This window comes from Burkholderia sp. Ac-20345, from assembly GCF_017104825.1.
GTDB classification, from domain to species: Bacteria; Pseudomonadota; Gammaproteobacteria; order Burkholderiales; family Burkholderiaceae; genus Burkholderia; species Burkholderia lata_B.
Genome location: NZ_JAAGPO010000034.1, coordinates 23,490 through 41,788, shown reverse-complemented (window position 1 = coordinate 41,788; position 18,299 = coordinate 23,490). Strand labels below are relative to the sequence as shown.

Annotated in this window: 14 protein-coding genes; 3 read left to right on the top strand and 11 right to left on the bottom strand. The window is 66.2% G+C overall.

The features are described 5' to 3' along the window. Positions 1–19: 19 nt before the first annotated feature. The 9 genes from G3O06_RS14925 to G3O06_RS14885 all read right to left on the bottom strand — a co-directional run bounded on the left by G3O06_RS14925 (position 20) and on the right by G3O06_RS14885 (position 13,255). On the bottom strand, positions 20–2,017 hold the full coding sequence (locus G3O06_RS14925) for an acetoacetate--CoA ligase (protein ID WP_205816549.1): 1,998 nt from the start codon (positions 2,015–2,017) through the stop codon (positions 20–22). Beyond that, a complete protein-coding gene (locus G3O06_RS14920; RefSeq protein WP_205816548.1) occupies positions 2,011–2,865 on the bottom strand; it encodes a hypothetical protein in 855 nt (284 codons plus the stop codon). The genes G3O06_RS14925 and G3O06_RS14920 overlap by 7 nt, the downstream gene beginning before the upstream one ends. A gap of 122 nt (positions 2,866–2,987) precedes the next feature. Next, positions 2,988–5,234 carry a hydantoinase B/oxoprolinase family protein gene (locus tag G3O06_RS14915; RefSeq protein ID WP_205816547.1) on the bottom strand — a complete coding sequence of 749 codons (2,247 nt, stop codon included), beginning with the start codon at positions 5,232–5,234 and terminating at the stop codon, positions 2,988–2,990. Between the two features lie 14 nt (positions 5,235–5,248). After that, complete coding sequence (locus G3O06_RS14910) at positions 5,249–7,378, bottom strand: hydantoinase/oxoprolinase family protein (RefSeq protein WP_205816546.1); 2,130 nt, start codon at positions 7,376–7,378, stop codon at positions 5,249–5,251. 19 nt (positions 7,379–7,397) lie between these two features. Then, entirely contained in the window at positions 7,398–7,865 is a 468-nt protein-coding gene (locus tag G3O06_RS14905; RefSeq protein ID WP_241019988.1) for an acetone carboxylase subunit gamma, read from the bottom strand. Then, positions 7,862–9,859, bottom strand: a complete 1,998-nt coding sequence (locus G3O06_RS14900; protein WP_205816545.1) for a hydantoinase/oxoprolinase family protein — start codon at positions 9,857–9,859, stop codon at positions 7,862–7,864. The genes G3O06_RS14905 and G3O06_RS14900 overlap by 4 nt, the downstream gene beginning before the upstream one ends. 252 nt (positions 9,860–10,111) lie before the next feature. Beyond that, entirely contained in the window at positions 10,112–10,927 is an 816-nt protein-coding gene (locus G3O06_RS14895; RefSeq protein ID WP_205816544.1) for an SDR family oxidoreductase, read from the bottom strand. Between the two features lie 34 nt (positions 10,928–10,961). Beyond that, positions 10,962–12,047 (bottom strand): porin, encoded by a 1,086-nt coding sequence (locus G3O06_RS14890; protein WP_205816543.1) that lies wholly within the window; start codon positions 12,045–12,047, stop codon positions 10,962–10,964. A 503-nt stretch (positions 12,048–12,550) separates the two neighbouring features. Beyond that, the gene (locus tag G3O06_RS14885) at positions 12,551–13,255 is read right to left on the bottom strand and encodes a TetR/AcrR family transcriptional regulator (RefSeq protein WP_205816542.1); all 705 of its coding nucleotides are present in this window, start codon (positions 13,253–13,255) and stop codon (positions 12,551–12,553) included. 167 nt (positions 13,256–13,422) lie between these two features. Between G3O06_RS14885 and G3O06_RS14880 the strand changes: the two genes are divergently transcribed. The 3 genes from G3O06_RS14880 to G3O06_RS14870 all read left to right on the top strand — a co-directional run bounded on the left by G3O06_RS14880 (position 13,423) and on the right by G3O06_RS14870 (position 16,965). Then, positions 13,423–14,271 (top strand): fumarylacetoacetate hydrolase family protein, encoded by an 849-nt coding sequence (locus G3O06_RS14880; protein ID WP_205816541.1) that lies wholly within the window; start codon positions 13,423–13,425, stop codon positions 14,269–14,271. Positions 14,272–14,333: 62 nt separating this feature from the next. Further along, positions 14,334–15,254, top strand: coding sequence for a VOC family protein (locus G3O06_RS14875; RefSeq protein WP_205816540.1), 921 nt, complete (start codon positions 14,334–14,336; stop codon positions 15,252–15,254). A 115-nt stretch (positions 15,255–15,369) separates the two neighbouring features. Next, entirely contained in the window at positions 15,370–16,965 is a 1,596-nt protein-coding gene (locus tag G3O06_RS14870) for a bifunctional 3-(3-hydroxy-phenyl)propionate/3-hydroxycinnamic acid hydroxylase (RefSeq protein WP_205816539.1), read from the top strand. A 108-nt stretch (positions 16,966–17,073) separates the two neighbouring features. On the opposite strand, the gene G3O06_RS14865 is transcribed toward G3O06_RS14870, so the two are convergent. Continuing rightward, entirely contained in the window at positions 17,074–17,610 is a 537-nt protein-coding gene (locus tag G3O06_RS14865; RefSeq protein WP_205816538.1) for a MarR family transcriptional regulator, read from the bottom strand. A 51-nt stretch (positions 17,611–17,661) separates the two neighbouring features. Then, positions 17,662–18,267, bottom strand: a complete 606-nt coding sequence (locus tag G3O06_RS14860; RefSeq protein WP_205816537.1) for a TetR family transcriptional regulator — start codon at positions 18,265–18,267, stop codon at positions 17,662–17,664. Positions 18,268–18,299 lie beyond the last annotated feature (32 nt).

Genomic DNA, 18,299 nt, shown 5'->3' with positions numbered 1-18,299 from the left:
GGAAGCGACGCAGTCGCGATCATCGCGGCACCTCGGCAGCGAACGCGACGTAGGCATCGAGCGCGGCCGGATTGGCCATCGCGTCGCGGCTCGCCGCCTGCTCGACCGGACGCCCCATCAGGATCTTGCGCACCGGCACCTCCATTTTCTTGCCCGTCAGCGTGTACGGTATCTGGTCCATCGCGACCATCGTGTCCGGCACGTGGCGCGGGCTGCACAGCGTGCGCAGCCGTTCGGCGATGCGCGCCCGCAGCGTGTCGTCGAGCGTATCGCCATTGCGCAGCCGCACGAACAGCGGCATGAAGAAGCCGCCACCCGGCAGCTCGCAGCACACGACCAGACTGTCGGCCACCTCGTCGATCTCCTCGACGACGCGATAGATCTCCGCCGAGCCGATTCGCACGCCGTATCGATTCAGCGTCGAATCCGCGCGCCCGTAGATGTAGCAGCCGCCGTCGCGCGTGATTCGCATGAAATCCCCGTGCCGCCATACGCCGGGGAAATACTCGAAGTACGACTCGCGATAGCGCGCGCCGCCGTCGTCATTCCAGAAGAAGATCGGCATCGACGGGGCCGGCTGCGTGACGACGAGTTCGCCCACTTCGTCGACGACCGGCTGCCCGTCGTCGTTCCACACGTCGACCGCCATGCCGAGCATGCGCGCCTGGATCTCTCCCGCGTGCACCGGCAGCGACGGCACCGCGCCCACCAGCCCGCTGCACAGCTCGGTGCCGCCCGATTGCGACGTGACCCACAGGTCCCGCTTCACGTTGCGGTAGAACCATGCGAACGTCTCGGGCGTGCTCGGCGCACCGGAGAGCAGCACGCTCCTGAGTGCCGACAGGTCGAACTGCCGCCCGGGCTCGATGCCCGATTTTTCCATCATCTGCACGAAGGTCGGACTGCCGCCGAAGCAGGTGGCGCCGGCGTCGGCCGCGAGCCGCCACAGACACTCGGGGCCGCCATGCATCGGGCTGCCGTCGTAGAGTACGGCGGATGCGCCGGTCAGCAGCGAGGCGACCAGCAGATTCCACATCATCCAGCCGGTCGTACTGTAGAAGAACATCACATCGCCCGGGTGCAGGTCCATATGCAGATGCATCAGCTTCAGGTGCTCGGCAAGGATGCCCGCATGACCATGCACGATCGCCTTCGGCAAGCCCGTGGTGCCCGACGAGAACACGATCCACAACGGATGATCGGCGCCGACCCGCTCGAAGCGGAACGTATCGGCCAGGACGTCGGGGCCGGCGAGCAACGCGTCCCATGTGTGCACCGCGCACGGCAGCGACGTTGCGTCGGCCGGCATCGCATCCGCCACGTTCGGCAGCCAGACGAGCGTCTGCAGCGACGGCAGCGCCTGCGCGATCTCGGCGACCTCGCGCCGGCGGTCGAATACCTTGCCGCCGAAGTGGTAGCCGTCGGCGGCGATCAGCACCTTCGGCGCGATCTGCTGGAAGCGGTCGACGACGGTGCGCACGCCGAAATCGATCGCGGCCGACGACCATATCGCGCCGATGGCGGTCGTCGCGAGCATCGCGACCGCGCACTCGGGCACGTTCGGCAGATACGCGACAACACGATCGCCCGGCACCACGCCGAGTTCGCGCAGGCGCGTCGCGAAGCGCCGCACCTGGCTCGCGAGATCGGCAAGCGACATCGTCTGCAACGGCCGCGTTTCCGAAGCGTAATGGAAGGCCGGCGCCGCACCCGCATGCGCGGCATTCTGCAGCACATGCTCCGCGTAGTTCACGCGCGCATCCGGAAACCAGCGCGTATGCGGCATCGGCGCGCCGTCCGTCACGCGTCGCGCCGAGCCGTCATACTGCACGCCGTACCATTGCAAGATCGACGCCCAGAACGCGTCGGGCTCGCGCACCGACCAGCGCCAGAGCGCGTCGTAGTCCGCGAATGCCAGATCGCGATCGGTCGCGAGCCAGTCGAGATAGCGTGCAAGATGAGAGCCGCGCACGAACTTCTCGCCGGGTGTCCACAGCAGTTCGCCTTCGTTCACCATGTCAATCGCCTTTCATGTAAGAGCGCGAGCCGTTCGAGAACGGTCTCCGGATGCGCCGCAGCCGGAATGTCGGCCACGTCGAATGCCTTGGGTTCCGGCGCCGGCAGCTCACCGTCCTGCCAGAACGTGTCCGGCACGACGATCCCGGCCGCACCGTGCCCGCATCGCGTCGGCGCGATCGTGAAATCCGGCCCCTGGCCGTCGGCAAGCGTCACGGCCGCCGGCCATTGCATTCCCCAGTCCCAGCCGTAATGCGTCGCGACGTTCGCGACGGGTTGATACAGTTCGAGCCACAACGCGGCTTCGTCGGCCTCCCACGTACGCGACTCGCGCAGCAGCACCGCATCGACGCCCGCCGTCGCGAACACCCTCAGGAAATCCGCGATGCTCGACGCCGCCGCATCGGCGGCGTCCTCGTCGACCTCACCGTGCGGCAAACCGCCTGCCGACGCAAGCGCACGCGCCGCCCAGTCGCGTGGAGACGGTAGCACGAGTGCGAAGATCGCATCGGGCAACGCCGCGCGCAACGCGCTCGCCAGCGCGGCCGCATGCTCGCGCAGCGGCGTGCTCGCGAGACATGCCTTCAGCGGCAGATGCGCGCGCTTCGTGTTCGCGGCCATCGCGTCCTTCAATGCCGTGTCGCGCGTCAACCATGCGGCGGCAAGGTCCGCCAGCGGCAAGGTGAGCACGTCCGATCCGAGCAGCCCGTGCGCCTGGCGTGTCCACGCGACGCACGCAGCGCTGTCGAGCCACGGCGCGCTGCCGCCCGCGAGCAACGGCACGCTGTAGCCAGCGTGATTCAGCCAGAGCGGCCGGCGTACCCGAGCGGTATCGATGAGTCGAGACATGATGCCTTCCAGTTCAGCATGAGGCCGGGTGGCCGTCAATCACGCGACCGCCGCCCGTCCTGCAGTAAAAAAGCGTTCGGCGCGGCGGCTCCCGCCCGCCGCGCCTCGGCCGTGGCACCGGCTTATGCTTGCGCCGCCTTGCCGGCCAACTGCGCCTCCAGCTCCGCGATGCGGACATCCTTCGGATCGAGCATGAATGCGCCCTGTATCGCGTCCGCCGGCATCCTGACGCGCTGGCCCAGCGTCGTCGCGTAGATCTCGGTGCGGTCGTTCCAGCTGCCGAAGTACGGCAGCGTCGCAGGCGGCTCCGGCGTCACCCATGCGTCGCAGAACGCGTCGAACGGCTTGCCGCGCGCAATCCGGGCGAGCCGCTCGGCCGCCCGCGCTTCCGCCGTCGCCTCGACATCCACGACGAGCGTCTCGTCGTCGTAGACGACCTTGTAGATGTCGCGCGCGTTCTCGTGCGACATCAGTTCCTCGCGCAGGTCCTTCATCACGAGCGCCGGATCGCGTTCGAGCACGTCACCATAGCCGCCGCCCGAGCCCTGGCAGATCATGTAGATCTCGCCCTCGTTGCAGATCTCGAACGTCATGCCCATGTCGTGGCTGCTGTACTGCGCGCCCGGAATCGGCCGCTTGTTCATCAGCTCGACGATGTCGAACGTGTCGACGGCCTTCGGGTTCTCCTCGAGCACCTTGAAGATGTTGATGCCCTTGATCTTCATCAGCTGGTAGCTCGGGCACGAGTAGCCGCCGAACAGCCCCTGCGCCGACGGAAACTTCGAGCCTTCGCAGCCCGTCATGAAGCCCCACAGCCCCGAACCGCGCGCGGTCGCGATCTGCTCGTAGCCCATTCCGCCGCGATACTTGCCCCAGCCGATCCGGTCCTTCGCGAGCCGCTGCGCGCCGAGGCGGATGATCGGCGTGTCCTCTTCCGCGATCTCGTGTTCGCCGGTGTCGCACATGAAGCCGAACACGGGCGAGATCGAATGCTCGCCGTCCGCGTGGCTGCGCGCGCCCTGCCCGTTGCCGTTGATGTCCGCGCAGAAGTTGCCGGTCACGTCGCCGTGCTGCGTCAGGCCGCCGTAGATGAACGTCGCCGCCTGGTCGTACTGCGACGCGATCACCGCCGAGTAGCGGTGCGGCAGGCTGTAGCTCAGCTTGTTCATCGGAATCGTCCACACGACGCAGCCCTTGAACAGCGGCATCAGGCTCATCGCCTGCGGCATCTCGCCTTCCGCATCGAGGATCGAGTTGCGATCGGTGATGATCTCGATCGGCGACAGCACGGCCATCGTATGCGGCAGGTCGGGCCAGATGTTCTGCAGCAGGCCCGTGCACAGCGCGGCCTTGAACGACGCAATGTTGGTATTGACGGAACGGTTCATGAACTGCGGCGCCGAGCCGCGGAAATCCATCACCATCCGGTCGCCCTTCACGGTGATCGCGCACGAGATTTTCTGCAACGCGTTCTCGCGCAGGCTGGAATCCATGAACTGCAGCACGCGCGTCGTGCCGTCGGGCAGTTCGCGAATGCGGCGGCGCATTTCCGTCTCGACGTCTTCCAGGTGCGTGCGCAACGTGCCGATCAGCGCATCGCGGCCATATTGGTCGAGCAGCGCGATGATCCGCTCGCGCAGGCGCAGCACCGCGTGCAGCTTCACCTTCATGTCCTCGAGCTGCAGGCGCGGGTCGCGCACCGAGTTCTGCAGGAACGTGACGAGGTCGCGCTTCAGCTCGAAGTTCTCGACGATCTTGAACGGCGGCATCTTGATGCCTTCGTCGTACTTGCTCTCCGCCTTGGCCGGCAGCCCGCCCGGCTCGGTCGAGCCGTTCTCGCCCTCGTGGATCGTCGACGAGAGCCAGCACACGAGTTCGCCCTTGTAGAACAGCGGCATCATCATCGACTGGTCGGTATTGTGGATGCCGCCGTAGCGCGCGTCGTTGTGGATGAAGCCGTCGCCGTCCTTCACGCCGACCGTCGGGTCGTTCACCCAGTTCTTGATGATGAAGCGGATCGGATAGAAGCAGCACGCGGCGAACGCGATGATCCCGTGCGGCGCGATCATCGACAGGTCGCCCTGCGCGGTGTAGATCGCGGTCACGAGGTCGCCCCACTTCGCGCCCGGCGCCGCGCCCATCTGGTTCACCATCGTGAACGCTTCGGACAGCGCCGAGTTGACCAGCCCGCGCACATGGTGGACCTGGTGCGGGTCGACGCCGCGCTCCAGCACTTCGTTTTCCACCTTCGAGCGCGGCAGGATGCTGTGGTTGCGCATGATCTCGGGATCAGGGCCGAGAAACAGCGTGTTGTCGGCGATGAACTTGTCGAGCAGCGCCCGGTCTTCCGCATTGATGTCGTTTTGCATGTCGATCTCCTTGCTTACTTGCGCAGGAACCACGCGCCGCCCTGGGCCGTCGCCTGATAGATCCAGCCCGGCTCGACGAGGAACGTCGTCGCGCGTGTCGTGATGACGGCCGGCCCTTCGATCTGCGTGCGCTCGGCACGCGCGCGGTCGTCGTAGATGGCGGTGCGTTGCGGCCCGTCGTGCCCGACGAAATGGCATTCGCGGTAGCCGACCGGTTCCGGCGGTGGCAGCGGATCGTCGCTGACCGCGAGCTTCGCGAACTTCACCGACGGCTGTTCGACGTACGCGCATACGCGCAGCGTGTTGATCCGCACGCCGGTTTCCGGGCTTTGCGAGCCGTCCCCGAAGCGCGAGCCATAACTTTCGTGGAACAGCTCCATCAGCGTCAGCACGTCGCGCTGCGTCTTCAGGCGCGAGATCGGCGTGACGACGGCCGTCTGCACGCGCTGGTTGCCGTAGCGCATGTCGAGTTCGAGCCGGTAGCGGATCTGCGACGGGTCCATCCCCTGCCGTTCGAGATCCTCGCGCCCGCGCCGCTCGAGTTCCTCGACACCGCGGTTGAACGTGTCGAAATCCAGGAAGAATGATTTCGTGTTCGGGTTGAACAGCACGGTCCACGTGTTCATTTCGTGGATATGCATCTGGTTCACCGTCCCCGCGCCGCACGCGGAGAACGTCGACGAATACGGCGGCGCCAGCACTTTCGCAACCCCGAGCGCGGACGCGATCCCGCACGCATGCAGCGGCCCGTTGCCGCCATACGCGAGCACCGTGAATTCCTTCGGCTCGAAGCCGCGCGTGCGCAATTCGGTGGCGATGCCGTTCGCCATCGACGCGTCTACCTGCTTCTTGATCAGCTTGGCGGTTTCGATCACGTCGAGATCGAGCACGTCGCACAGGTCGTCCTGCATCGCCTGCTTCGCACGGCGCGGATTCAGCGGAATGCGGCCGTTCGCGTAGTTCTTCGGATCGAGATAGCCAAGCAGCAGATCGGCGTCGGTGACGGTCGGATGCTGGCCGCCGCGGTCGTAACACGCGGGCCCCGGATCGGAGCCGGCCGATTGCGGGCCGATCTCGACCGTCTTGTACATCCGCTCGTAGCGCGCGATCGAGCCGCCGCCCGCCCCCAGCGCGACGAGGTGCACCATCGGCACACTGACGAGCCAGCGGTCGATCACCGGGTTGAAGTCGTAGAACTTCTGCCCGCCCTGCACGACGATCCCGATGTCGAAGCTCGTGCCGCCCATGTCGGTCGCGACGACGTTGCCCAGCTCGGCGGCCGCCGCCAGGTACTCGCTCGCGGCGATGCCCGACACCGGCCCCGAGTGGACGGTCTGCAGCGCATCGGTCGAGTTGAGCTGCGCCATGCCGCCCGAGTTGTGATTGACCAGCATCGGCTTCGTATAGCCCTGCTGGCGCAGGTTCAGCTCCAGCGTGCCGAGCCCGTGGTACATGATCTGGTGCAGGAACGCGTCGATGATCGACGACGTTGCGCGCGCATACTCGCCCTTGCGGCCGACCACCTGGTGCGACAGCAGCATCGGGATCGCGCCGAGCATGTGCGCCGGGTACTCCTCGAGGAAAATCTCGCGCACGCGCAGCTCGTGCACCGGGTTCACGACGCTGTTCGTGAACATCACGACGAGTGCCTGCGCGCCGGCGTCGACGAGCTCGCGGATGCGCAACCGCACGTCGTCCTCGTCGAGCGTCCAGAACACCTGGCCGACGTAGTCGACACGCTCGCGAATCTCGCGGATCAGCGGAATCGCCACCAGTGGCTCCGGGCGCGCCGCATTCGGAATGTCCATCTGCTCGTGTTCGGACAGCCCTTCCCCGTAACCGCGGGCCCGCGACAACGGCACCGTGTGCTTGAAGCCCGTCGTGACGAGCAGGCCGACGCGCGGACCCTTGCGCTCGATCAGCGCGTTGGTGCCGAGCGTCGTCGCGTAGCGCACCGAGTCGACTTCGGACAGCAGCTGGGTCGGCGTCAGCTCGAGCTGGCGGCATGCGTCGGCAAGCGAATCGTTGAAGCCGACTGCCAGATTGTGGTGTGTCGTGAGCGACTTGCCTTCGACGCAATGATCGCCCCATGCCACGAAGCAATCGGTGAAGGTGCCGCCAATGTCGACGGAAACACGTTTCATGATCGAATCTCCCCGTGGCTCAAGTGGACGACGAGTCGGTGCCGGCACCGACTGCGTGACGATGATGGGCGGCTGCATGCAGCGCGCGCTGCAGCTTCACGCGCTCGAGTGCAAGGTCGGGCGCCTGCGCGGGCTCCGTCATCTCCTCGCGATCCTTCCATTGCAGCTTCAGCGCGTCGATGTCGAGATCGATGTCGTGCAGCGGCGGATGGCCGGGCGGCAGATATTCGGCTTCGACGAGCACGCCGCATTCCGGGCAGTAGTATTCGAGGATCCGGCACCAGTCCGGGTCCGGCGAATAAGTGCGCGCATAGCGGTTCGGATCGAGCAGCGGCTTGTGGATCTCGCGCGGGTCACGGTCGTGCACGAGCAGGCCGCGCTTGTAGTTGTCGCGCGCGCTGCCGTGCGCATGACCGCAGCGCCGGCACTCCCATTGTTCCGTGCCGAGATCGATGCGCAGGGTTTCGGTAATCAGGACTTTCATCATTCGTTCTCCGTGCCGCTGCTGAGCAGGATGTCTCCGGCGGAATTGATGTCGAAATGCCAGCCGGCGTCGATGCGCCCGGTGAAGAACGCTTCCTCGAGTACTGCCGGGCCGGCCGCGCGTACCGCAACGCCCTTCGGCTGATCCTCGACGCGGTACAGCGGCAGGTCGACTTCGCGGCCATCGACCACGACGCGCCGCGTGCCGTGAGCAACGGCGGGCTGGTGGTCGGCCTCGCCGAATCGGCCGTCCAGCGTCGCTTGCGGCATGCGCTTGATCGCAGTCAGCGACACGGACAGCGTCGCATCCGGCGCAAGCCCGGCGGGCAGCGTCGTGCCCGTCACCGTGTGCTCGGTACTCCGGCCTTCGGCGCCGGTCGCTTCGACCGTATAGACCAACCGGCAGTCGTCGATCGCCGCGTCTTCACCGAACATCGCACGCGACGCCTGCGTGAACAGCGTGTCCATCGCAGCCGCGAGTGCGCCGTCGGTCGCTCCGGCAAGCGGCGCCGAGAAGCTGTGCCCCACATCCGAGAAGCCGATTCCGTATGCGGAAAACACGGCCGCCAGCCCCGGAATCAGCACCCGCTTCACGCCGATCGCCTCCGCGACGCGGCATGCGACGAGCGCCCCCGCGCCGCCGAACGCGGCAAGCGTCGTGTCGGGCCGGATCGGCGAATAAGCGATGAGGCTGTCGGCGACCTTCTTCACCCACGCGGCCTCCATCGCGGCGAGCGCTTCCAGGTCGCCCATCTTCAGCGGATCGGCAACATGCGCATGAACCGCCTGGCGGGCACGCGCCTTGTCGAGCTGCAGCTTGCCGCCGAAGAACGACGCGGGATCGAGCAGGCCCGACAGCGTGAACGCATCGGTGATCGTCGCCTGCGTGCCGCCCAGGCCGAAACAGGCCGGCCCCGGCGCGCTGCCGACGCTTTGCGGCCCCACGGCGATGCGTTCGCCCTCCACGCGGATGATCGAGCTTCCGCCGACGCCCGCGCTGACCACGTCGCACAACGCGAACGACGTCGCGACGCCTTCGACGTTGCCGTGCCGGTCCGCGCGCACGCCCCGTTCGTCGACCACGCCGATGTCGGTCGTCGTTCCGCCGATGTCCATCGACAGCAGATGCGTCAACCCGTAGTGCCGGGCCAGCACGCGTGCGCCTTCCATCCCGCCGCGCGGGCCGGAACTGTAGGTCTTCAACGCGATCGTCTTCGCGACGCGCCCTGCATATCCGTCGTTGCGGAACACGAGTAGCGGGCTCTGCGCGCGCGCGTCGCGCAGCTTCTGTTCGGCGCTGTAGAGAAAGCGCTCCATCGCCGGATGCAGGAACGCGTTGAACAGTGCGGTCCACGTGCGGCGCACGTCGCTCGCGTCGTCGGCGATTTCGTGTGCATACAGGATCGGCAGCGCGCCGAGCAGGTGCGGCGGAAAGCTGCGCAGCAGCTTGCGCTTCAGTCGCTGTTCGAGCTCGACGCGCCGCGGGCCGCCGATCGCCACGACGAGCCGGTTGGCCCCCGACGCCGCGAGTTCGCCGACCGCGCGGACCACGTCGGCTTCAGGCGAATCGCCGGACAGCGTGACCGCGCGGCTGCCGATCACCGCATCGAACAGGTCGGCGGCACCGTCGGCATCGCGCACCTGCGCGGCCGATAGCGTCCCGCCGACCACGAGCCCGAGCCGCGGCCCCTTGCGCTCCACGAGTGCGTTCGTCCCCTGTGTCGTCGAGTAACGAATCGCGGCCGTCGACAACAGCAGCGCCTCCAGGTCTTCGTTGCCGTAGATCGCCACGGACGCCTTGCGCAGCCCGTCGAACAGGCATTGCGACAGGTCGTGCGGCGTGGTCAGCGTCTTCGTGCGGATCACGTTGTCGCCGTCCATCACGCAGATGTCGGTCAGCGTGCCGCCGTTGTCGATGTTGATCAGGCGATGCCGCGCGGTCCGTGTGCCGGACGTGCCCGATGCCGCGTGCTGGATCGAATCGGTTGGGATTGTCATGAGCTCTCTCGCTTCGTGATCGGCCGGTTCAGGCGCGGCCCGGCTGCCGTGCCCGTAGTGCACGGCGCATGTCGATGGGCTCGCGCGGCTCCGTCATGCAACCGTGCGACGTCGGAAAAGGAAGGGAATGCACGTCGTCTCCTGTCTGGTTATATTCGTCGTGGAATCAGTGTAGGCAGCGGCCTGACGGCCGCCGCCACCCGTCCGGGTAGTTATCGGGTATGGATTGCCCGTATCGGTCGCGTCCGCGCGTCAGGCACCGGCCGACGCGTTCGCGCCCGCCCGTTCGATCGCCGGCTTCACGCTGTCGATCGCGCCGCCGCCGTCGCACGGAATCACCGCGCCGGACACGTACGACGCATACGGCGATGCGAGGAACAACGCGAGATTCGCAATGTCGTCGGTCGTGCCGAACCGGCGCAGCGGCACCGCCGACTCGGCCAGCGCGAGCTCGTCGTCGGTGCGGGCGATCAGCTTGCGAAAGCCTTCCGTGCCGTCGATCGGGCCCGGCGAGATCGCGTTGACGCGCACGCCGTCGGCGCCCCATTCCAGCGCGAGCACGCGCGTGAGCTGGTCGATGCCGGCTTTCGCCGCGGATGCGTGTGCTTGATGGCGCATCGGCACCGTCGCCTGCGGCGCGGTAATGCTGATGATCGACGCGCCCGGCTTGCGCAGATGCGGGTAGGCCTGCCGCATCACGTTGAACGAGCCGATCAGGTCGATATCGATGACCGTGCGGAATCCGTTCGCCGACATCGCATTCGCGTCGCACAGGAAATTGCCCGCCGCACCGGATATCAGCACGTCGATCGGGCCGAATTCGCGCACCGCATCGCCGAGCGCGGCGCCCACTGCGTCGAAATCGCGTACGTCGGCGCATGCGCCGTACACCGACGCATGGGTCATGCGCAGTGTCTTCACCGCGGCGTCGACGTTCTCGCGTTTGCGGCTCGCCACGCTGACAGCCGCGCCGCATCGCGCGAATGCTTGCGCGATGCCGAAGTTGATGCCGGTCGTGCCGCCGAAGACGAACACGTGCCGTTGCTCGAAACCAATCTCGATCTGCATGCCACCCTCCTGTCGATACCCGGGAACCACGTCGTCAGAACAGGTGGCGCATGCCGATCACGGTGCCGAACGTCGACCCGTTCGTGCCGTACAGCGCACCGTTCGTCGACAGCCCCGTATTCATCTTGCCGTGGTTGTTCACATAGCCGAACTGCCCGTACAGCAGCGTCGCCTTCGACAGGCTGTAGGTCAGCCCTGCCGCGGCCAGGATCGAGTGATTGTTCGTGTCGTTGCCGTCGCTCGTGTACCAGACGCCGGCGTCCGCGCTCACGGCCGGCGTGAACTGATAGGCAGCGCCGCCGCCGTAGACGCGGCTGTCGAACGAGCCCGCGATCTTGTAATTGACGTATGCGGCTTTCACCGTGAGCGCGTCGTACTGATAGCTCGCGCCGAGCGTGCGCCCGGTAAACGGCACCGTGCTCGGCACCGGCGTCGATGCGGCCGTGCCACCCGAATTGCCGTCGTACATCGCGGCGCTGACGAGCAACGGCCCGTATGTGTAATTGACGCTCGCCGAATACTGGCGGCCCGCCTGGAAATCGCCGGCCTTGCCGCCGAGCGCAAGCATCGCGCTGCCCTGCAAGCCCGCCACCACCGGGCTCGTGTACGAAATCGCATTCGCGTTGAAGATCCCCGTCACGAGCACGCCGCCGACATAGATCGGCACGCCGCTGCCGAAGTACGACACGCTGCGCGCATCGGTGGCGATCAACGACAGCACGAACGGCGAAAACTGGACGCCGGCCTTCACCGTGCCGTAGCTGCTCTCGATCCCCACCCACGCCTGGCGGCCGAACAGGTTGCCGTTCGAATCCGCATAGCCGCCGTTCGACACGTCGATGCCGCTTTCGAGCGTGAAGATCGCCTTCACGCCGCCGCCGAGATCCTCGGTGCCTTTCAGGCCGAACAACGACGGCGTCATCCCGCCGGTGATCATCGATACCTGATGCCCGGCATTCAGCCCGGTCTTCGGATCGATCGCCTTGCTCGTGTAGAGGATGCCGGCGTCGACGACACCGTAGAGCGTGACACTGCTTTGCGCATGCGCGGGCAATCCGGCCGTGGCCAGCAGCACGCCGGCAACGGACGCGAAACGTTTGCGGGACGGGATGATCGTCATCGGGAATGTCTCCTGTTCTAGTCTCTGTTTGTTGGATACCAGTGCTTCGCTGTTGCGAATGGCCGCCGGACCGGATGCCGCGGCTTGCCCGGGCCCGGTCGTCGCGCGGCGGAGTCCGACCGTCCGTGCACCTTGATCGACAGGATTGCCGTCGACGCGCATGCGTCAATCGGAAGCAGGACGAAACAAATTACGTCCCGCGCACCTGTTTTTGCGCGGGAGTCACGACCCGGCGGTATCGCCGCCGTTCAGTCGCGTTGTTTCTGGAAAAGGAGTGTAGGTATGGGGGGGACGGGTGGCAGCTACCCGTTCGGGTAGTTTGGGAGCATGGATTCCCCTGATCGGGGGATGACGGGTTCACGCGCGCTCAGCCACCCGGGCGAGCCGTCGCGAACGCCCGGCCCTTTGCGCAAGTGTGATGCCGATTGCCTTCGGCCCGGGGAATGTCGGCCGGTTCTCTCTGCTGCCGCGCACCTCGGTGCACGGCCCGCGTCAGCGAGCAATCACGCGTCCGCTTCGTCGCTGCCCGCCGGATCCGAGTGGCGAAACCGCTCGAAAATGGCGCCGCGCGGCTCGGGGCAATCGGCCAGCGGCGCCCACGCAAACTTGCGCGCGTCCTTCTCGCCGACGCCGAAGGCCCGCAACAACGCGAACATCGACTGCTCTGCGTAGTCTTCCGGCGCGTCGCCCGACAGCAGGGTTTCGATCCCGTACATGATCGCCCCGAGCGCGATATCCCGTGCGACCATCACGTGGCCGACCTGCAGACGCCCCGCGTCGATCGCCGTTTGCAGGTCGCGCGTGAGGTAGACGTCGAGCAGCCGGCCGCGCGAACCGCGCCGCGTGCCGACCCGCGTGATGAATGCGCCCCACTGCGGATAACGCACCGCCATCGCCATGTACAGCCGCGCGCCGACCACGATCCGCTGCACCACATCGTCCACCTCGAGCACCAGCGGATCGACCACGCCCAGCACCTCGTCGCTGGTTTCGCCGGCCACGACGGCAAGCAGCTCCGCAGTGGTCCGGAAGTAGTTGTAGAACGTGCCGCGCGCCACGCCGGCCGCCGCGATGAAGTCATCGATCATCGGCGCGTCGGGGCCCTTCTCCGCGAACACGACCAGCGCGCTCTCGATCAGCCGGTTGCGCGTCTTTTCCCGGCGCAACGCACCCGCGCGGCTTTGATAGTTCTCGTCCTGATCCTTCATTTTTATCTCCCTGTCCTTGCACGCATCGCGATGCGCGGCATTCGGGTTTCTCCCAACCCGAACCTAATTGACGATTTTATCAAATCAACTAGAATGCCGAAATGACGAATTCGTCAAATCGGAGCCGCGTGAACATTCGACCTCGTGGCACGTTACTGGAGATGGATATGCGATTGGTCAGTTTTGAACGGAACGGCAAGGCAACACTGGGGGTGCGTGAAGGCGATACGGTGCGTGTGCTCGGCGACGAAACACTGGAATCGTTGCTTGCCCGCGGCGTGAATCTCGTCGATTACGCGAGCCGTTCGGCCGCGCAGGAACGCGTTGCCGCCAGCGACCTGAAGCTGCTTCCGCCGCTGCGTCGTCCGCCGAAGATCATCTGCGTGGGCCTGAACTTCGCGGATCACACGTCGGAGAGCAAGTACGAGCAGCCCGATTACCCGACGCTGTTCTTCCGCGTCGCCACGAGCCTGATCGCGCACGAGCAGCCGATGATCCGCCCCGCCGTCACCGATTCCGAAGGCCTCGACTTCGAAGGCGAGATCGCGGTGGTCATCGGCAAGGGCGGCCGCCATATCGGCAAGGCCGATGCGCTGTCGCACGTCGCCGGCTACTCGGTGTTCAACGACGGCTCCGTGCGCGAGTACCAGTTCAAGACCCCGCAGTGGACCGTCGGCAAGAACTTCGACGGCACCGGCGCGTTCGGCCCGGATCTCGTGACCGCCGACGAGCTGCCGCCCGGCGTCAAGGGCCTGCGCCTCGAAACGCGCCTGAACGGCGAGGTCGTGCAGTCGGCCAGCACCGACGAGATGGTGTTCGACGTGGCCAGCCTGATCAGCATCATCAGCGAGGCGATCACGCTCGAAGCCGGCGACGTGATCGTGTCGGGCACGCCGTCGGGCATCGGCTGGGCGCGCACGCCGAAGCTGCTGATGAAGGCCGGTGACGTGTGCGAAGTCAGCGTCGAGAAGATCGGCACGCTGCGCAACGTGATCGCGGACGAAGCCGCCCGCTGACTTTCGGCCATCGTGATGCATCGCCCGCCCACGAGCGGGCGCACACGACAACGGAGACTGACATGACCACCACCCCGGCCGTCCACTCGATCGACCACTTCGCCCTGAACGTGCCGTCGCTCGACGTCGCCGAGCACTTCTACCGCAGCTTTGGCCTGCGCGTCGAACGCACGGCCGGCGATCAGCAGGCACTCGCGCTGTACGCGGCGGACGGGCATCGCTGGGCGCGCATCCTGCCCGCCGCGCACAAATCGCTGGCCTATCTGTCGTTCAACTGCTACGCGGCCGATTTCGACGCGCTCTACGCGAGAATCGTCGCGGCCGGCGCCGCCCCGGTCACGGGCGAAGACCAGGCCGGCGTGTGGTTCCACGATCCGGACGGCAACCTGCTGCAGGTCAAGGCCGGGCCGAAGACCAGCCCTTTCGCGAAGCCGCAGAACGTCGTCGCCGGCAGCCCGGCCGATGCGCGCGGCTCGCATACGCGCTCCGAATCGAAAACGGTTCACCCCGCTCGTCTGTCGCACGTGCTGCTGTTCACACCGGACGTGCTGCGCGCGATCGCGTTCTACCACGACGCGCTCGGGCTGCGGCTGTCCGACAAGTCGCAGGACATCATCGCGTTCACGCATGCGCCGCACGGCAGCGACCACCATCTGGTCGCGTTCGCGAAGAGCGGTGCACGCGGCTGGCATCACGCCGCATGGGACGTGGAAGACGTGAACAGGGTCGGCGAAGGCGCGTCGCAGATGGCCGCGGCCGGTTACGACAAAGGCTGGGGCACGGGCCGGCATGTGCTCGGCTCGAACTACTTCCACTACGTCGAGGATCCGTGGGGCTCGTTCTGCGAGTACTCCGCCGACATCGACTTCGTGTCGGCCGGCCGTGCATGGCCGGCGGGCGACTTCCCGCCTGAAGACTCACTGTACCTGTGGGGGCCACCGGTCCCCGGCAACTTCGTTCACAACACCGAGGCCCCGGCATAAGGGCACCCGCGTGAAGCCACCTGGCTGAACGAATCCATCTCTCACCGACGTGCACTGCATGGCTGCCAGATTCCCAGGTGCCAGGGCACGACTCGCTTTCTTGCAGGTGACTCAAATGGTTGACCAGAACCTCTACGACGTCGTCATCATCGGCTACGGCCCGGTCGGACAATCGCTGTCCATCGCGCTCGGCGAACGCGGCTATGACGTCGCCGTGTTCGACCGCTGGCCGTCGTTGTATCCGCTGCCCCGGGCGGTCTTCCACGACCACGAGATACGCCGCGTCTTTCATGCGATGGGGATCGGCAGCGACGTCGAGGCAATCTCGCAGCCCTCCTCGATGTACCAGTGGTTCAACGCCGACTGGAAAACGCTGGTCGAGATCGACTGGTCCGCCGAGTCGATCAGCGACGGCCCCGTCGGCTACCTGTTCAACCAGCCGTCCCTCGAAGCGCTGCTCGACCGCAAGGCCAAATCGCTGCCGAACGTGTCGGTCAACCAGGGCTGGGAAGCAATCGGACTACGACAGTTTCCCGACCATTGCGAGGTGACCGTCGCGCAAGGACGCATGGTGAACGGCGTCTGGACGTCCACCGGCGAGACGCTGACCGTGCGTGCACGCTATGTCGTCGGCGCCGACGGCGCCAACAGCTTCGTGCGCAAGTCGCTCGACATCCCGTTCACCGATCTCGGGTTCCAGGAAGACTGGCTCGTCGTCGACTTGCAGCCGAACGACGGCGTGAAGCTCGACGTGCCCGACATCGGCCAGTGGTGCAATCCGGCGCGCCCGACCACGATGGTGCCCGGTGGCCCCGGCTATCGGCGCTGGGAATTCATGCGGCTGCCGCACGAAACGCTCGAGTGCATGCAGAAGCCCGAGAAGGTGTGGGCGTTGCTGTCGCCGTGGGTCGGGCCGGAACAGGCGACGCTCGTGCGCTACGCGGTCTATACGTTCCGCTCGCTGATCGCGCAGACGTGGCGCAAGCAGCGCGTGCTGCTCGCCGGCGACGCGGCTCACCAGATGCCGCCGTTCATGGGCCAGGGCATGTGTTCCGGCCTGCGCGACATGTGGAGCCTCGCGTGGCGGCTCGACCTGATCCTGAAGGGCATCGCGTCGGACGACCTGCTCGACGGCTACACGCCGGAGCGGCGGCCGCAGGTTCGCGCGGTGATCGACGCATCGATCGAAATGGGCAAGGTCGTGTGCATCTCCGATCCGCAGGCAGCCGCGCAACGCGACGAAGCCTACCTGTCCGGCCAGGTGCCACCACTACCGCCGTTCCCCGGGCTGACCGACGGCGTGATCCGGGTCGACCAGAATTCGGCGGACGGCGGCATTGCCGGCCAGTTGAGCGTGCACGGCCAGGTGCGCAACGGCGGTGAAGTGATGCGCTACGACGACGCGATTCCGAACGGCTTTCACATCATCGTGCTTGATGCAGACCCGGACGCGCATCTGGATGCGCATTCGCAGGCTACCCTCGCCCGTATCGGCGCGCAGACGATCGGCATCACGCACGACGAAAGCAAGGCCGTCGACGGGCGAATCCTGTACGACGTCAGCGGCAAGTACCAGGCGTTCTTCAACGAGCAACGCGCGAAGGCCATCATCGTGCGTCCCGACTACTACGTGTTCGGCGCGGTCGGCTCGCTCGCGGAATTGCCGTCGCTCGTCGCCATGCTCGCGTCGAAGCTCGCGCTCGCCGCCTGACCGGGGAACGTCGGGCACCGTACCGAAACTCGCGGAGGCAGCACTGCTCCGCGAACCGGACGCTCCGTGGCCGAACCGGACGCTCCGAGGCCGAAACGGCCGTGACGTTCATCCGATCGCATCGCCTCTCGCTGCATTGACGAGCATGCGCGACAGCAGATTGCCCAGCATTCGAAGCTCGTCGTCGCTCGCGAAGGTACGCATCTCCTGCCGGATCTCGTATTGCACGTCGCGCCACGCAGCCGCGATCCGGCGCCCGTCATGCGTGAGCGACACGTAGACGATACGGCGGTCATCCTCCTTTTGCGTCCGCATCACGAGATACAGCGCCTCCAGCCGGTCCACCAGGCGCGTCACCGCGCTGCCGGCAATCCCGCAGGCATCGGCCAGTTCGCCGGCCGTCAACGATTCCCTGCAATCGAGTGCGTGCAGGATCGACGCCTGTGACTTCGTAATGCCGAGCGCCTGCTCGATACGCCGGTCGACGCACCTTGACTGCAACGATTCGGCAGCCGACAGCAGTTGCACGATGGACATGCCGCGGCGGGCTCTTTCCAGTAGTCTGGAATCCGAACCAAATATTCCCGGTGCGATTTCGCGGGATCTTTCTTTCGCGATTTCAAGCTCTTTCGGTACGGGATTCATGACAACACTCATGGATACGGCTCAACGCCGTTCATCGGGCGCCTGACACATTCATCCTTGAATCAGGGTGCGGACGATTTCGGTAATTTCAGCCATATCCGGATTGCTGCGCCCTGGCCGCGTCAACTCCCGGTGCAGCAATCCGCTCAACGTCGCGTGAACCACGCTGGCGATCACCGCCGGCTCATGTTCGCTCGCCAGCTGTCCGGCCGCTATCGCACGCCGCACGCAGGCTTCGATGCACTGTTCGGCATGACACGCGGCCTGACGAACCCGCTCGCAGAAGGCGGCCGTTTCACCCGCGCTCTCGCAGCGCGTGTACGACAGCGTGTACAGGCGACGTGGCAGCTTCGAACGCGTCGCCACCCGCCAGCGCGCGCAGAGTGCGTCGATCAGCGCATCGAGCGCAGGCTCGGCACCCTGATGCGGGGCAATCAGAAAGGGATCCAGCGGAATCGCCGCATCGGCGAAAATTGCATCGAGCACATCGAGCTTGCTCTCGAAGTGCCAGTACACGGCCCCGCGCGTGACGCCAGCCCGGCGGGCGATTTCCTCGAGCGACGCATGCGCGAAGCCGTGATCGAAGAACACCCCCTGTGCCGACTCGACGATGATGGCCCGTGTTGCCTGTGCCTGTTCGCGGGTTCGTTTCACCATAAGCTTTCCGAACGTTCATCCGGGTCGGGATG

What these genes read in the sequence shown, in the direction of transcription:
- G3O06_RS14925 (WP_205816549.1), bottom strand. Translation starts at nt 2,017, where the DNA reads ATGGTGAACGAAGGCGAACTGCTGTGGACACCCGGCGAGAAGTTCGTG.
- G3O06_RS14920 (WP_205816548.1), bottom strand. Translation starts at nt 2,865, where the DNA reads ATGTCTCGACTCATCGATACCGCTCGGGTACGCCGGCCGCTCTGGCTG.
- G3O06_RS14915 (WP_205816547.1), bottom strand. Translation starts at nt 5,234, where the DNA reads ATGCAAAACGACATCAATGCGGAAGACCGGGCGCTGCTCGACAAGTTC.
- G3O06_RS14910 (WP_205816546.1), bottom strand. Translation starts at nt 7,378, where the DNA reads ATGAAACGTGTTTCCGTCGACATTGGCGGCACCTTCACCGATTGCTTC.
- G3O06_RS14905 (WP_241019988.1), bottom strand. Translation starts at nt 7,865, where the DNA reads ATGATGAAAGTCCTGATTACCGAAACCCTGCGCATCGATCTCGGCACG.
- G3O06_RS14900 (WP_205816545.1), bottom strand. Translation starts at nt 9,859, where the DNA reads ATGACAATCCCAACCGATTCGATCCAGCACGCGGCATCGGGCACGTCC.
- G3O06_RS14895 (WP_205816544.1), bottom strand. Translation starts at nt 10,927, where the DNA reads ATGCAGATCGAGATTGGTTTCGAGCAACGGCACGTGTTCGTCTTCGGC.
- G3O06_RS14890 (WP_205816543.1), bottom strand. Translation starts at nt 12,047, where the DNA reads ATGACGATCATCCCGTCCCGCAAACGTTTCGCGTCCGTTGCCGGCGTG.
- G3O06_RS14885 (WP_205816542.1), bottom strand. Translation starts at nt 13,255, where the DNA reads ATGAAGGATCAGGACGAGAACTATCAAAGCCGCGCGGGTGCGTTGCGC.
- G3O06_RS14880 (WP_205816541.1), top strand. Translation starts at nt 13,423, where the DNA reads ATGCGATTGGTCAGTTTTGAACGGAACGGCAAGGCAACACTGGGGGTG.
- G3O06_RS14875 (WP_205816540.1), top strand. Translation starts at nt 14,334, where the DNA reads ATGACCACCACCCCGGCCGTCCACTCGATCGACCACTTCGCCCTGAAC.
- G3O06_RS14870 (WP_205816539.1), top strand. Translation starts at nt 15,370, where the DNA reads ATGGTTGACCAGAACCTCTACGACGTCGTCATCATCGGCTACGGCCCG.
- G3O06_RS14865 (WP_205816538.1), bottom strand. Translation starts at nt 17,610, where the DNA reads ATGAATCCCGTACCGAAAGAGCTTGAAATCGCGAAAGAAAGATCCCGC.
- G3O06_RS14860 (WP_205816537.1), bottom strand. Translation starts at nt 18,267, where the DNA reads ATGGTGAAACGAACCCGCGAACAGGCACAGGCAACACGGGCCATCATC.